We start from the raw sequence: 14,394 nt of genomic DNA, 5'->3' as shown, positions 1-14,394 counted from the left end.
GGCACGGGGACCACGCCGCCGCCCGCCGGTCAGTGGTGGTGGTCCTGCCGGCCGAGGGTCTCCACGGGGGTCGCGCCGGGGCGGGTCCACTGCGGCGTCGGGCGGCTGCCCGGACCCCAGCTGCCGACGCCGTCGGGACCCGAGCGCCAGTACCAGCAGATCGGTGCGCCGTGCCCACCGACGGGCGCACCCACCTGCGGGGCCCCCGGCCAGCCCTCGGGGTCGTCCTGCCACGCCTCGCGGCGGCCGTACGGGGTCATGTCGAGCAGCCCGAGGGACCCGTCGGCCGGCTCGTTGCCCCGGCCGGTGGTGGCGTAGGTGAGGAACACCCGGTCGCCGTCGCGCAGGTAGCACTCGATGTGCCCCTCCTCCGTCGCGATCGACGCCTCGACGCCGCGCACCGAGAACCAGGGCTGGGTGTAGCCCATGAACTCCCGGTAGGGCGCCACCTCCTCCCAGCGGCCCGAGGTGAGGACGGCGAGGGAGACCCCTCGGGCGTTGAGGTAGACGGCGTCCCGCAGGTGCCAGATGTTGAAGGTGCAGCCCTCGCACTGCCCCTGGGGCGGCGCGCCGTCGTACCACATGGAGTGGTAGGCGACGAGCTCGTCGCGACCGGCGAACAGGTCCCGGAACGGGACCGGGCCGTCGGGTCCGACCACCTCGGCGGCCCCGTCGACCTCCACCATGGGCAGCCGGCGGCGAGCAGCGGCGAGCGCGTCGCCCTCGCGGGTGTGCGCCTTCTCGCGCACCAGCAGTTCGTCCCGGGCGGCCTGCCAGGTGGCGCGGTCGACGACGGGCGGGCGGCCGGGCAGCGCGGTGGACGGGGTGCTCGAGCTGGTCGTCATGGCGTCCTCCGGGGGATCTGCGTCCTGCGACACCAGCACGGACCCGGGCCCGGGCCAGAACTCATCGCCGCCGACTCCTCACAGCTGCCGGGCGTCGGCCTCCACGGCCTCCAGCGCCTTGCGCGCGGTGATCAGCACCGGGTCCCACACCGGGGCGAAGGGGGGCGCGTAGGCCAGGTCGAGGGACAGGACCTCGTCGACGCCCATCTCGTTCCAGACGCAGATCGCCAGCGCGTCGATGCGCTTCGCCGCCCCCTCCCGCCCGACGACCTGCGCGCCGAGCAGCTGCCCGCTGCGCCGCTCGGCGATCATCTTGACCCGGATCGGGGCGGCGCCCGGGAAGTAGCCGGCCTTGGTGGTCGAGTCCACCGAGGCGGTGACGAACTGGTAGCCCGCCGCCTCGGCCTCCGCGCTGGACAGGCCCGTGCGCGCGACCTCCACGTCGCAGACCTTCGTGATGGCGGTGCCGATGACGCCGGGGAAGGTCGCGTACCCGCCGCCGATGTTGATGCCGACGACCCGGCCCTGCTTGTTGGCGTGGGTGCCGAGGGCCACCACCATGCGCTGACCGGAGAGCCGGTGCCGGGACTCCACGCAGTCCCCCGCGGCCCAGACGCCGTCGACCTGGGTGCGCATGCTGGCGTCCACGGCGATGCCGCCGGAGGTCCCCAGCGGGATCCCGGCGTCCCGCGCCAGCCGCACGTCCGGCCGCACCCCCAGCCCGAGGACCACCAGGTCCGCCGGCAGCTCCCGGCCGCTCGCCGTCAGCACGGCGCGGGCCCGTCCGTCGTCCCCGACGTCGATGGCCGTCACGCCGTCGGAGAGCACCAGCTCGATCCCCTCGGCGCGGACCGCATCGGCGATGAAGGTGCCGATGTCGGGGTCGAAGGTGCCGACCGGGGTGGCCGAGCGGTCGACGACGGTGACGTCCAGGCCGCGGACCCGGCAGGCCTCGGCGATCTCCAGGCCGATGTAGCCCCCGCCCACCACGACGACCCGCTGCACGGAGCCGCCGTCCAGCTCCGCGCGCAGCACGACCCCGTCGTCGAGCACCTGGACGCCGTAGACCCCGGCCGCGTCCATCCCCGGCACCGGCGGGCGCATCGGGACGCTGCCGGCCGCGTACACCAGGTCGTCGAAGGGCTCGCTGCCCTCGGCCCCGCCGTCCAGTTCGCGCCAGGCGACCACCCGGCGGTCCAGGTCGATGCCGACCACCTCGGTGCGCATCCGGACGTCGATGCCCGCCGCGCGGTGCTGCTCCGGCGTCCGCGCGATCAGCGACGCCTCGTCCTCGACCGCCCCGCTGATCCAGTACGGGATGCCGCACGCCGAGTAGGACGTCGCCCGGCCGCGCTCGAACACGACGACGTCCAGGTCGGGTCGCCGCTTCTTGGCCTGCGACGCCGCACTGCCCCCTGCGGCGTCCCCGCCGATGACCACCACACGCCTGCCCACCGTCAGCACGCTAGGCCCCCGGGCACCGCCGCGCGCAGGCAGCGGACCAGAACTGCGAGGGGTTGTCACCGGACGGCTCCCGGATCACCCTGGCCCCATGACCGCTCCCGGCACCGGTTCCCCCTCGGTCGAAGAGGCCCCGCGGACGACCGGCAAGGTCGACAAGAAGGCCTATGAGAAGGAGATGGCCCGGCTCCAGGTCGAACTGGTCAAGCAGCAGGAGTTCGTGCGCGCCCGCGGGCTGCGGGTCGTGGTCGTCTTCGAGGGGCGCGACGCAGCCGGCAAGGGCGGGGCGATCCAGCGCATCACCGAGTCGCTGAACCCCCGTGCCGCTCGCGTGGTCGCGCTGCCGGCGCCATCGGAACGCGAGAAGGGCCAGTGGTACTTCCAGCGCTACGTCGCGCACCTGCCGACCAGCGGCGAGATGGTGCTGCTCGACCGGTCCTGGTACAACCGCGCCGGCGTGGAGCGGGTGATGGGCTTCTGCACCGACGAGGAGTACGCGGAGTTCCTCCGCTCGTGCCCGGAGTTCGAGCGGATGCTGGTGCGCAGCGGGATCACCCTGGTCAAGTACTGGTTCTCGGTCAGCGACACCGAGCAGGAGAAGCGCTTCCAGGCCCGCCTGCAGGACCCGACGAAGCGCTGGAAGCTCAGCCCGATGGACCTCGAGGCGCGCAACCGCTGGGTGGACTTCTCCCGGGCGAAGGACGCCATGTTCGCCGCCACCGACATCCCCGAGGCGCCGTGGTGGGTGGTCGAGGCCGACTCCAAGAAGCGCGCCCGGATCAACGTGATCTCCCACCTGCTCGGCCAGGTCCCCTACGAGGACCTCACCCCGGAGGCACCCGAGCTCCCGCCGCGGCCGCCGGTCGAGGACGACTACGTCCGGCCGCCGAAGGAGTCCCAGCACGTCGTCCCCGACGTGGTGCCCTGACCGCGGCGGTCACCGGCCGGGTCCGGCCCCGCTCCCGAGCAGGCCCCGCTCGCCGAGCCGGGCCCGCAGGTCGTCCCGGATCTCGGCCACCGGCCGGTCGGCGTCGACCTCCATCAGCAGCCCGCGCTCGCGGTAGTGGTCGATGAGCGGCGCGGTCGACTCGGCGTAGACGGCCAGCCGGTGGCTGACCACCTCCGCGGTGTCGTCCGCCCGGCCCTGCTCCGCGGCCCGCGCGAGCAGCCGGCTGACCAGCACCGGCTCGGGGGCGGTGAGGTACACGACCGCGTCGGCGGCCAGGCCCTGGTCACGGCCGATCTGCTGCGCGCGCATCGCCTGCGGCAGGGTGCGCGGGAACCCGTCGAGCAGGTAGCCGCCGGTGTCCCGGGCGGCCGCCACCACCACCGGGACGAGCAGGTCGAACATGACGTCGTCGGGGACCAGCGCCCCGCGTCCGGTGTACTCCGCCAGCCGCCGGCCGAGGTCGCTGCCCCGGGCGATCTCGGCGCGCAGCAGGTCGCCGGAGGAGATGTGCGCGACCCCGGTCTCCTCGGTCAACCAGGCGCAGTGGGTGCCCTTCCCCGCGCCGGGCGGCGACAGCATGATCAGCCTCATGGGCGCACTCCACGGTGGTGGTGGGGACGGGCGGACCTCCCGACCATAGTGAGGCGAGGCACGGTCGGCAGCACGGCCGGAGCCGTCCTCCCGGCCCGTCGAGCGGGCGGGAGGACGGCCCGACCGCCCGGCGTGGTCAGGCCAGCGCGCAGGAGTTGAGCAGTGCCGGGTCGGTGGCCCCGTTGCCGGCCGGCCTCGGCACGGTCGTGCTCGCCGGCGGCTGCTGCCCGGTCTCCACCCAGCCGACGAGGGCGTCGAACGCCGTCCGGAAGCAGGGCAGCATCGGGCGCAGGTGCGCGGGGTCCAGCGCCATCAGGCTGTCCACGTGGTTGCCGCCCTCGATCCGGTAGTAGCGGTGCAGCCGGTCGCGGTGCCGCTCGGCGATCATCTGCGCGTAGACGTCGCTGTCGGTGCTGATCGGCAGCAGGGCGTCCAGCGTCCCGTGCAGGGTCAGCAGCGGCTTCTTGATCTTCCCCGTCAGGCTGATCCGCGCCAGGGCGTCGTGCGCCGGTCGGGACGCCGGGCTGGCGAACCAGCTGTCGTAGGCGGCGTCGCTCGGGCACGGCGCGACCAGCTCCGGCAGGGTCGCCCCGGCGCTCGCCCCGGGGCAGGTGGGGTCGTAGCCGGGGTCGAACTCCGCGCGGTAGACCTTCTGGGTCAACCCCCAGTAGATGCTCTGGTGGTAGGGCCACAGCGCCTCGGAACCGCGGGCGAACCCGGCGGCGTACATGTCCTCGGCGTCGGCCTGGCCGAGGGTGTGGCGCACCGCCGTCGGCAGGTAGGTGAACAGGTTCGGTCCGTCCGGGGTGAACAGCGTCCCCTCCCAGTCGACGCCGCCGTCGAAGAGGTCGGGCCGGTTCTCCAGCTGCCAGCGCACCAGGTAGCCGCCGTTGCTGATGCCGGCCATGTAGGTGTGCGTCGGCCGGTGGCCGAACCGCTCGCGGAGCGCGCCCTTGGCCGCCACGGCCAGCTGGGACACCCGCTGGTGCCACTCGGCGACGGCGTCGCCCGGCTGCTGCCCGTCGAGGTAGAAGTCGTTGCCGTTGTTCCCCTTGTCGGTGGCCGCGTAGGCGAAGCCCTGGGCCACCACGAAGTCGGAGATGAGGAAGTCCGAGGAGTACTGCTTGCGGGTGCCCGGCGCGCCGGCCACGACGAGCCCGCCGTTCCAGTCGTCGGGGACCCGGAGCACGAACTGGCTGTCGTGGTGCCAGCCGTGGGTCGTGTTGAAGGTCGAGGTGTCCGGGAACCAGCCGTCCACCTGCAGCCCCGGGACGCCGGTCGGGTTGGTGGTGCCGGGGGCGTGCAGGGACAGCCAGTCCGCCTGGTCGGTGTACCGGCCCGCTCCCGCGGGGAGGAGCCCGGCGGTCGTGATGTCCGGCAAGCAGGCGGTCTCCGCGTGCTCGGCGCCCGGCACCCGCACCGTGTCCGACGCGGTGCAGGGCCGCGGCCCCGGCGCCGGCCCCCTCCCGCCGGGCCCGGCCTGCGCCGGTGCCGCCTGCAGGGCGACCGTCGCCGCGGTCAGGGTGACGAACAACGTGGTGAGGGACTTGCGCAACCGCATGGGGACTCCTTCGTCCGGGCCTCGGTCAGGGTGCCCACCGGCGGCCGCCCACCGGCGGGCCACCCCACCGTCGTCCCCGGCGCCCGGTGCGACAACGTGGCCGGAGCACCGGGCGCCGTGGGGGAGCATGTGCCCGCGGCACAGCGACCGGGGTCGGCTCACCGGGCGCTGCGGCTACCCGTCCGCACCCAGCTCGGGAGCGAGCGCGCCCGGAGCGTTCAGGTCACCTGCCACCTCGTGGACCACGCCGGCGCTGCCACCACCCCTCCGCTCCGGCTCCGCGGCGGCGAGCAGGAGCCCGCCGGGCAGGTACTCGATCCCGGTCGCTGCGCCGATCTCCGCGGTGGCGGTGAAGGTGTGCCCCAGCGCCGTCAGCTGCTCGCCGTGGGCGTCGATGAAGGCGGGCTCTGCCTCGACCGAGGCGGTGTTGCGCTGGGAGGCGCGGGGGGCGGCGATGGCCTCGGCGAGGTCCATGTGCCCGTCGACCCGGTTGACCAGCGTCTGCAGCACCGTGGTGATGATCGTGCTGCCGCCCGGGGAGCCCAGGGCCAGCACGGGCTCACCGTCGCGCAGCACGATCGTCGGCGACATGCTGCTGCGCGGGCGCTTGCCGGGGGCCGGCAGGTTCGGCTCCGGGACGGTGACGTCGCTCGGCGCGAAGGTGAAGTCGGTGAGCTCGTTGTTCAGCAGGAACCCGCGGCCGGGGACGGTGATCCCGCTGCCGCCCGTCTGCTCGATGGTCAGCGTGTAGCTGGCGATGTTGCCGGCCGCGTCACCCACGGTCAGGTGGGTCGTGTTCGGTCCTTCGGTGCCGCCGTCCTGGGTCGCGGCGTCCTCGGCGGGGCACGGGCCGTACTCGCCGTCCGGGTCCCCAGCGGGGACCGGCTTCGCCAGGGCGTGGTCGGGGTCGATGGCGCAGGCGCGCTCCGCGGCGAAGCCCGGTGACAGCAGCTGTGCCAGCGGCACCTGGGTGTAGGCCGGATCGCCGACGTAGGCGTTGCGGTCGGCGAAGGCGAGCGCGCTCGCCTCCAAGTAGCGGTGCAGGGCCGGGACCTCGGGCAGCGAGCTCAGCCGGGACAGGTCCAGGATGCCGAGCGCCTCCCCGACGGTCGAGCCACCGCTGGAGGACGGGGCCATGCCGTAGACCTCCAGCCCGCGGTAGTCGACCCGGGTCGGCTCGCGCAGCGGGGCGTCGTACCGCGCCAGGTCCTCCTCGGTGAGCAGCCCCGCCCGCACCGGGCCGGCGCCCGGGGCCTCTGTCGGGTCCTGCGCCGTCCGCACGACGTCCGCGCCCAGGTCACCGGCGTACAGCTCCTCGACGCCGTCTGCTGCCAGCAGGTCGTAGGTGCGTGCCAGGTCGGGGTTGCGGAACACCGAGCCGACCTCTGGGGGCGCCCCACCGGGCAGGAACAGGTCGGCGGAGGCGGCGAACCGGGCGAACTTCTCCTGGTTGTCGGCGGTCTGGTCGTGGAACGTCTGGTCGACGACGAAGCCCTCGTCGGCCAGCCGGGTCCCGCCGTCCAGCGCCTCCCCCAGCGACAGCGTGCCGAACTGCTCCAGGGCGCGGACCCAGGTCAGCGGAGTGCCCGGCGTCCCCACCGCCAGGCCGCTCTGCACCGCCTCCTGGAACGGCAGCGGATCGCGCCGCTCGTCCAGGAAGGCATCGGCCCCCATCGCCAGCGGTGCGGTCTCCCGGCCGTCGATCGTGGAGACCGTCCGACTGGCCGCGTCGTAGTACACGAAGTAGCCGCCCCCGCCGATGCCCGCGGAGTAGGGCTCGGTGACGCCGAGGGCGGCGGCCGCCGCCACCGCGGCGTCAGCGGCGTTGCCGCCCTCGGCCAGCACCTCCAGGCCGACCCGGGTCGCGTCGGGGTCGACCGTCGCGACCGCGCCCCCCGTGCCCACCGCCAGCGGCTGCCGGTCCGGGACCGGGTCGGCGGCTGCCGGGGCGAGCGGGGCGCCCACCAGCAGGCCGGCCGTGACCCCACCGAGGGCCAGGAGGGTGGACCGTCGACGCGCCATGGCTGCTCCTCGGGGTCATCAGCGGGCCAGCCCACTAGACACCCTGGGTGTCGGCTGTGCCACTCCGCTGCCGGTGGTCGTTGAGCCCAACTAACCTCGGCACGGTGAACGGGGAGCAGGTCGCGCGGGCCTCAGGTGTCGGGTTCCGGTCGGAGCGGGGGCCGGTGCTGATCGCGGTGATGCTGTCCACCGCCCTGGTCGCCATCGACGCGACGGTGATCGCCACCGCCGTCCCGTCCGTGGTGACCGACCTCGGCGGCTTCGCCGAGTTCCCCTGGCTGTTCTCGGTCTACCTGCTGGCCCAGGCGGTGACCGTGCCGGTCTACGGCAAGCTCGCCGACGTCTTCGGGCGCAAGCCGGTGATGCTCCTCGGCATCGGGCTGTTCCTGCTCGGCTCGGTGCTCTGCGGCGTGGCCTGGGACATGGGCGCGCTGATCGCCTTCCGCGCGGTGCAGGGCCTGGGCGCCGGGGCGGTCCAGCCGATGTCGATGACGATCGTCGGTGACCTGTACTCGCTGGAGGAGCGCGCGAAGGTGCAGGGCTACATCGCCAGCGTCTGGGGCATCTCCTCGGTGGTCGGCCCCACGCTGGGCGGCGTCTTCTCCGAGTACGTCAGCTGGCGGTGGATCTTCTTCGTCAACGTCCCGCTGTGCCTGGTCGCCGCGGTGATGATCGGCCTGAAGTTCGCCGAACGGGTGGAACGGCGCCGCCCCCAGATCGACTACGCCGGGGCCGGCGTGCTCACCGTCGCGCTGACCATGCTGGTCCTCGGCCTGCTCGAGGGCGGGCAGACCTGGGCGTGGGCGTCGCCGCAGAGCGTCGGGGTGCTGGGCGGCGGCGTCGTCCTGCTGGGGGCCTTCGTGGCGATCGAGCGCCGGGCGGCCGACCCCGTCGTCCCGCTGCGGCTGCTCCGGCAGCGGCTGCTGGTGGCGACCAGCCTGGTCTCGGCCTGCGTCGGCGCCGTTCTGCTCGGGCTCACCTCCTACGTGCCCACGTTCGTGCAGGACGTGCTGGGCACCGGCCCGCTGGTCGCCGGTTTCGCGCTGGCCGCCCTGACCCTGGGCTGGCCGATCTCGGCGTCCCAGGCCGGCCGGCTCTACCTGCGGATCGGGATCCGGTCCACCGCGCTCGTCGGGGTCGCCGTCGTCCTGCTCGGCTCCGCGCTGCTGCTCCTGCTCGACGGGTCCTCCAGCGTGCTGCTGGTCGGCGGGACGGCGTTCGTCATCGGCCTGGGCATGGGCTTCACCGCCGCGCCCACGCTGATCGCCGCGCAGTCGGCGGTCCGGTGGACCGAGCGCGGCGTGGTCACCGGCCTGAACATGTTCGCCCGCTCCGCCGGCAGCGCCATCGGCATCGCCGTGTTCGGTGCGGTGGTCAACGCGACCCTGCGGGGGCAGGAGGTGGGCAGCGACGGCGTGTCCCCCGCGGCCCTGACCACCGCGGTGCACCGCGTCTTCGAGGGCACGGTGGTGCTGGCCGTGGCGCTGCTGGCCGCCGTGCTGCTGATGCCGCGCGACCGGACCCGGTCCCAGGCGACGGAGGACACCGACGAGGTGGCCGCCCGGTGACGCACCATGGGACGTGTGACCCCCCTCCGTCAGGAGCACCCCGCCGACATGACCCCGTCCACCGCGGAGCCCGGCACCCCGGCTGAGCCCGTCGTCCGCCCCGCGCCGCACCGCTGGCTCTGGTACGCCTTCGGCGGCCGGCTCCCCGCCCGGCACCGCAGTTGGGTGCTGTACGACACCACGACCGACAGCTGGTGGGCCCGGCACGTCGCGCGCAGCCTCGTCCAGATGACGATCCCGATCGCCGCGGTGATGACGCTGATCCCGGCGGACTGGGGACTGCGCGCCGCCTGCGCCGGCGGCGGGGTCTTCCTGGCGATGATCTACTCGCTGGCCTACATGAACGAGACCGTCGAGCACCGGGTGGTCAAGGCCGGCTACCCCGCCGGGACGGCGCAGGCCGTCCGGGACCGGGGCTCCTCGGTCAGGCAGCGGGCGGAGAGCGAGCGCAAGCGGGCCGCCGCGGCCAAGCGCGCCGCCCGCTACCGGGACCGCATGGGCCGCTGACCGCACGGACCGGAGGCCCGCCCCGAGCGGGACGGGCCTCCGGCGCCGGGGGTCAGCAGCCGGGGATCAGCCGCCGCAGAGCGACGCCGGGATGCTCGTCGCGCAGGTGTTCCCGCGGATCGAGATGTCCCGACCCACCGGGGGGAACTGGGCGTCCAGCGGCGGCGGCCAGCCGCGCAGGACGTCCAGCGTGTTGCCGGTGATGCCGTTCTTCCACACCCGCACGGCCGTGACCGGGCCCGGGTCGACGCCCAACGGGTTGTTGAACGGCGGCAGCGTCAGCAGCGCGACCCCCGCGCTCGGGAACTGCAGGGTCGCCGGGTCCACGGCCGAGTTGTTGTCCCGGATCTTGTTGTCGTAGATGCCGACATGGTCGGCGTTCACCACGGCCATGCCGGTCCCGGAGACCCGCAGCGCGGCCTCGACCTCACCGATCCCGGCGAGGCAGAAGCGGTCGTTCCCCGAGGACTCGTTGGCCCGGATCTGCCAGTCCCCGCCCTTGACGTTCCGCGACGCGTCGGGGATCTCGGTGGCGGCGTCGTCGAACACCAGGACGCCGACGCAGTTCCCCGACACGTAGTTGTGCCGCATGACGCCGGAGCGGGACTCCCGGGCGAAGATGCCGATGTTGTAGCCCTGGACGTCGTTGGCGACGATGTCGGCGTAGGACTTGGCCGAGTCCGTCGTCCCGATGCCCGCCGTGCCGCTGTTCGGCTCGTCCGCGCTGCCGCGGTCCACGCCCTCCTCGATGTTGCGCAGGATCCGGGTGTGCGTCGAGTACGCCGCGAGGATGCCGTAGCGGTCGTGGCCGTGCCCCTTGGTCTTGGACACGCGGAAGCCGTCGGCACCCCACGCCGCGATCCCGTTGGCCGGGTGGTTCCACGTCGACACCCCGGTCACCTCGACCGGACCGTCGGGCTCCAGGAAGAACAGACCGGAGACGTCGTCGGCGAAGGTGTCCGGGTCGCCCTCCGGGTCGGCGCCGTTCTGCGCCTCCCAGCACGCTGTCGCGTCGACCTCGGGCAGGTCCGCGGGCGTCTTCCACTCCGGCCAGACGATCTTCGTGACGTCCCGTCCCGCACCCGTGACGGTCAGGCCCTTCTCGTCGACGCAGACGGCTTCCTCGTAGGTGCCCGCCTCGATCCGGATCGTGTCGCCGGAGGACGCGGCGTCCACGGCCTCCTGGATGGACTCACCGGGGTGCACCACCCAGGTCTGCCCGCCTCCCCCGCCGGCCCACGCTGCCGTGGCCGGCAGCGCGGTGAAGAGCACGGCGGCAGACGTCGTCACTGCCAGCCGTCGCCCCCTCCTGGGGCGTCGCGTCGATCTGCTGCTGCTGGGCTGGTGCATTCGTCCTCCCTCGTCGAGGCGTGCTCGGGAACCCGCCGTCGCGTCCTGGCCGGCGCACTGCTGGTGCCTCACGACCGGGACGCCAGGCAACGATGGGGAGGATGTGACGGACCGGTCCAGTGACACGCCAGGGACGACGGCAAGTCCATGCCGGGGTCGTGCGCGCAGGTCCGACCTCGGTCGGGCGTCGACGGGCGCCGACCGGGCACTGGTCATCTGCCGGGCAGATCGTCCAGTTCCCCCGGCCGCCGGGCCCGCACGTCAGAGGATGCCGGTCGCCAGCAGCGTGACCAGCAGGACGACGGGGGGTCCGAAGTTCGCGACCAGGATCAGGGAGTTGCCGGGCGCGTAGTTCTTCTCCTTGACTATGCCGCGGATGTGGTTGACCCCGGCGAGGACCCGGAAGAGCCCGCCGGCGATCGCGATCGCCACCCACGCGTCCTCCGAACCGGCGTGCACCGCGTAGATCGCGGCCACCCCCGTGGCGAGGTCGGCGAAGCCGACCTCGTACTGGAAGCCGTTGGACTCCCAGCCGATCGAGGCAGCCGTGCTCCTCGCGAAGGCGGTGTGCGCCAGTCCGGCGCCGATGCCGGCCCAGCCGATGCTCAGGTAGAGCGTCCAGAGCAGCAGGGTGTCGTCGAGCCCCGGGTCCGTTGCCTTCCCCGGAGGGTCGACGCCGAGGAGGCCGAGGACGCACGCCAGGACGAACAACGCCGGCGGGAACAGCGAGACCATGAGATGCCCTGTCGCTGGGGAGCCTGGAGGACAGCGCAGGTCAGTGGGCCGTGTCAACGCCTTCCGGCCCGGGGTGGCCTCGGGCGGTCAGACGACGGCGAGCGGGTCGAGCATCGAGCCGGTGGTGCCCTCGATCTTCAGCGGGAGGGCGATGAACAGGAACTCGAACGCCCGCGCGCGGGAGATCTCCTCCAGGTAGATCGACTCGAACAGGTAGATGCCGTTCTCGATCAGCAGCAGCGTGTGCACCGGCTGCGGGTTGGCCGGGCTGCCGGGGTCGGGAGCGGGCTGGACCTCGAAGGTCTCGGTGTCGCTGCCCACGGCCACGACGCCCTGCTCCAGCAGCCACCGGGCGGCGCTGATGTCGGGGCCGGCCGTGACGTGCCGGGCCAGCCCCTCCGGGTCGGGCCACTGGCTGAGGTAGCCGGAGCGGATCAGCACGACGTCCCCGGCGCGCACCTCGGTGCCCTGGCGCTCGGCCACCGCCTGCAGCTCCTGCGCACCGACCGGCTCGTGCGCCGGCAGCGCCTCGATCCCCCGGTGGGCCGGCACGTCCAGCAGCACCCCGCGGGTCACGAAGTGCGGCAGCTTGGCGCCGTCACCGCGCTTGGGGCCGCGGTCGCCCAGGTGCTCACGGGCGTTGCCGCCGCCGTACCAGTGGTCGTCCTCGCCGATGGTCATGTGCGCCAGCGCATCGACGTGCGCCCCGCTGTGCGAGGTGCCGCTGACCACCTCCGCCATGTAGCCCAGGTTGACCTCGTTGCGCGGACCCCACGGCTGCACGCCGTCCCCGCGCAGGCCGTTCGGCGTCCGGGACATCGAGACCTGGAACGGCGGGTGCGCCCCGAACAGCGGCATGCCGGTGTAGCGCGGCACCGACAGCGAGTAGGCGGTGCCGCGGGTCGGCAGCGCCAGCGCGGCCAGCAGGTCCTCCGGTCGCTGCCGCGCCGCGGGCCCGCGCTCGGGGTCGGGGGTCGCAGCGGTGGGTCCGGTGTCGGGGCTCATGCGGGGCTCTCCTCCGTCGGTCGTGCCGGTCGGCCGCGGGGCGGCCAGGGACAGGGCGGCAGGCACGGCACCGGACGACCTCCCGGTGGCCGGCGTCACATCGGCACGCTACCCTCGATTATCGAGAGAACACACTCAGGGAGGCTCTCATGGCCAAGCACGCGACGTCGGCGATCATCACCTGCGCTCCCACGGGCGCGATCCACACCCCGACGATGTCCCCCGCACTGCCGGTGACCCCCGAGGAGATCGCCGAGGCGGCCCTCGGCGCCGCAGCGGCCGGCGCGGCGATCGTCCACCTGCACGTGCGTGACCCGCAGGACGGCCACCCCGTGCAGGACCCGGGGCTGTTCAAGGAGGTCCTGGCGGTCGTCAAGGACCGTTCCGACGTGGTCATCAACCTGACCACCGGCGGCAGCCCGCACATGACCGTCGACGAGCGGATCGCCCCGGCGGTGCAGCTGGCCCCGGAGCTCGCCTCGCTGAACATGGGCTCGATGAACTTCGGCCTGTTCCCGATGCTCGACCGGTACCCCAGCTTCAAGCACGAGTGGGAGCGGGAGCGCCTGGCCGACAAGGACGTCGTCTTCAAGAACACCTACGCCGACATCGAGCGGATCCTCAAGGTCTGCGGCGACCAGGGCACCCGCTTCGAGTTCGAGTGCTACGACACCGCGCACCTGTACAACCTGGCGAACATGCTCGACCGCGGCCTGGTGCGCCCGCCGCTGTTCGTGCAGACCGTCTTCGGCCTGCTCGGCGGCACCGGTGCGGACTTCGAGGACCTCGCGCACATGCACCGGACGGCGCACCGGCTGTTCGGCGAGGACTTCGAGTGGTCGGTGCTGGGCGCCGGTTCCGCGCAGATCCGGCTGGGCACGATCGCGCTCTCCCTGGGCGGCAACGCCCGGGTCGGGCTGGAGGACTCGCTGTGGGACGGGCCGGGGAAGCTCGCCGAGTCCAACGCCGCCCAGGTGGAGCGGATCACCGCCATCGCCGGCCTGCTGCACCGGCAGATCGCGACCCCGGCGGAGGCGCGGCGCCGCCTCGACCTGCGGGACTCCGGCCCCCGGTGACCGAGGCGGGTGCGATGAGCGAGACCCGGCCGGGCGCCGACTTCGGCGGCGAGCTGCTCTCGGCGACGGTCAAGAGGCTGGTGCTGGACCGGATCGTCGGCGGCCACTACCGGCCCGGTGAGCGGATCGTCGAGTTCCAGCTCGCCAAGGAGCTGGGGCTGAGCCAGTCCCCGGTGCGCGAGGGCCTGCGCGAGCTGGCCGCGGTCGGGATCGTCACCATCCACCCCCGCCGCGGGGCCCGGGTCCGGCTGCCCAGCGCCAAGGAGCTCGCCGACGTCAGCCTGGTGCGGGCCGAGGTGGACGCCCTCGCCGCCCGGCTGGCGGCCGAGCGCATCCCGGACGCCACCCTGGACGCGCTGGGGGCACTGGTCGCGGAGATGTCGGCGCGGCTGGACGACGGGGACTCCTCCGGCGTCACCGACGCCGACGTCCGGTTCCACCACCTCATCGCCGAGGCGTCGGAGAACCACGCCCTGCAGCGGGCCTTCGACCAGCTCGCCCCCTTCGCCCGCACCTTCATCACCCTCACCCTGCCCGGCGTCGACGTGCGCGGGATCGTGGCCGAGCACGTGCCGATCCTGACGGCCCTGCGAGCCCGGGACGCCGAGGCCGCCGCAGCCGCCGCCCGGGCGCACCAGCTCTCGGTCAGCGACCTGCTGCAGGCCCACCACCCCACCGTCGTCGGCGCCCCTGCCGAGAGCTGAGCGCCGTCCTCGTCGATGAT

Annotated in this window: 13 protein-coding genes; 5 read left to right on the top strand and 8 right to left on the bottom strand. The window is 73.7% G+C overall.

Translation table 11 applies throughout. From position 1 onward, the window contains the following. Positions 1–29: 29 nt before the first annotated feature. Positions 30–845 (bottom strand): DUF899 family protein, encoded by an 816-nt coding sequence (locus tag FHL79_RS04530; protein WP_138757437.1) that lies wholly within the window; start codon positions 843–845, stop codon positions 30–32. 78 nt (positions 846–923) lie between these two features. Further along, positions 924–2,300 carry an FAD-dependent oxidoreductase gene (locus FHL79_RS04525; RefSeq protein WP_138757436.1) on the bottom strand — a complete coding sequence of 459 codons (1,377 nt, stop codon included), beginning with the start codon at positions 2,298–2,300 and terminating at the stop codon, positions 924–926. Positions 2,301–2,397: 97 nt separating this feature from the next. Between FHL79_RS04525 and ppk2 the strand changes: the two genes are divergently transcribed. After that, positions 2,398–3,234, top strand: a complete 837-nt coding sequence (ppk2, locus tag FHL79_RS04520; RefSeq protein WP_138757435.1) for a polyphosphate kinase 2 — start codon at positions 2,398–2,400, stop codon at positions 3,232–3,234. Positions 3,235–3,243: 9 nt separating this feature from the next. Here the strand turns inward: ppk2 and FHL79_RS04515 are convergent, their stop codons facing one another. The 3 genes from FHL79_RS04515 to ggt all read right to left on the bottom strand — a co-directional run bounded on the left by FHL79_RS04515 (position 3,244) and on the right by ggt (position 7,429). Then, positions 3,244–3,846, bottom strand: a complete 603-nt coding sequence (locus FHL79_RS04515; protein ID WP_138757434.1) for an adenylate kinase — start codon at positions 3,844–3,846, stop codon at positions 3,244–3,246. Between the two features lie 136 nt (positions 3,847–3,982). Beyond that, the gene (locus FHL79_RS04510) at positions 3,983–5,407 is read right to left on the bottom strand and encodes an alpha/beta hydrolase family protein (RefSeq protein WP_138757433.1); all 1,425 of its coding nucleotides are present in this window, start codon (positions 5,405–5,407) and stop codon (positions 3,983–3,985) included. Between the two features lie 174 nt (positions 5,408–5,581). Then, positions 5,582–7,429 (bottom strand): gamma-glutamyltransferase, encoded by a 1,848-nt coding sequence (ggt, locus tag FHL79_RS04505; RefSeq protein ID WP_138757432.1) that lies wholly within the window; start codon positions 7,427–7,429, stop codon positions 5,582–5,584. Positions 7,430–7,533: 104 nt separating this feature from the next. Between ggt and FHL79_RS04500 the strand changes: the two genes are divergently transcribed. Together FHL79_RS04500 and FHL79_RS04495 are read left to right on the top strand one after the other, a co-directional pair. After that, on the top strand, positions 7,534–8,997 hold the full coding sequence (locus tag FHL79_RS04500; protein WP_246080347.1) for an MFS transporter: 1,464 nt from the start codon (positions 7,534–7,536) through the stop codon (positions 8,995–8,997). 15 nt (positions 8,998–9,012) lie between these two features. Continuing rightward, positions 9,013–9,504: a DUF5313 family protein gene (locus tag FHL79_RS04495; RefSeq protein WP_246080345.1), complete on the top strand. Its 492-nt coding sequence runs from the start codon at positions 9,013–9,015 to the stop codon at positions 9,502–9,504. A gap of 66 nt (positions 9,505–9,570) precedes the next feature. Here FHL79_RS04495 and FHL79_RS04490 read toward each other — a convergent pair whose 3' ends face one another. The 3 genes from FHL79_RS04490 to FHL79_RS04480 form a co-directional block, all read right to left on the bottom strand. Further along, entirely contained in the window at positions 9,571–10,794 is a 1,224-nt protein-coding gene (locus FHL79_RS04490; RefSeq protein WP_138757431.1) for a right-handed parallel beta-helix repeat-containing protein, read from the bottom strand. Between the two features lie 321 nt (positions 10,795–11,115). Then, entirely contained in the window at positions 11,116–11,589 is a 474-nt protein-coding gene (locus tag FHL79_RS04485) for a DUF6790 family protein (RefSeq protein ID WP_138757430.1), read from the bottom strand. An 87-nt stretch (positions 11,590–11,676) separates the two neighbouring features. Further along, positions 11,677–12,594, bottom strand: coding sequence for a cyclase family protein (locus FHL79_RS04480; protein ID WP_138757429.1), 918 nt, complete (start codon positions 12,592–12,594; stop codon positions 11,677–11,679). A gap of 149 nt (positions 12,595–12,743) precedes the next feature. Between FHL79_RS04480 and kce the strand changes: the two genes are divergently transcribed. Beyond that, entirely contained in the window at positions 12,744–13,670 is a 927-nt protein-coding gene (gene kce, locus FHL79_RS04475) for a 3,5-dioxohexanoate:acetyl-CoA acetone transferase (protein ID WP_138757428.1), read from the top strand. 14 nt (positions 13,671–13,684) lie between these two features. Then, the gene (locus FHL79_RS04470; protein WP_138757427.1) at positions 13,685–14,374 is read left to right on the top strand and encodes a GntR family transcriptional regulator; all 690 of its coding nucleotides are present in this window, start codon (positions 13,685–13,687) and stop codon (positions 14,372–14,374) included. Positions 14,375–14,394 lie beyond the last annotated feature (20 nt).

This window comes from Modestobacter altitudinis, from assembly GCF_005930475.1.
Taxonomy (GTDB): Bacteria; Actinomycetota; Actinomycetes; order Mycobacteriales; family Geodermatophilaceae; genus Modestobacter; species Modestobacter altitudinis.
This window is presented reverse-complemented; position numbering and strand designations above follow the sequence as displayed.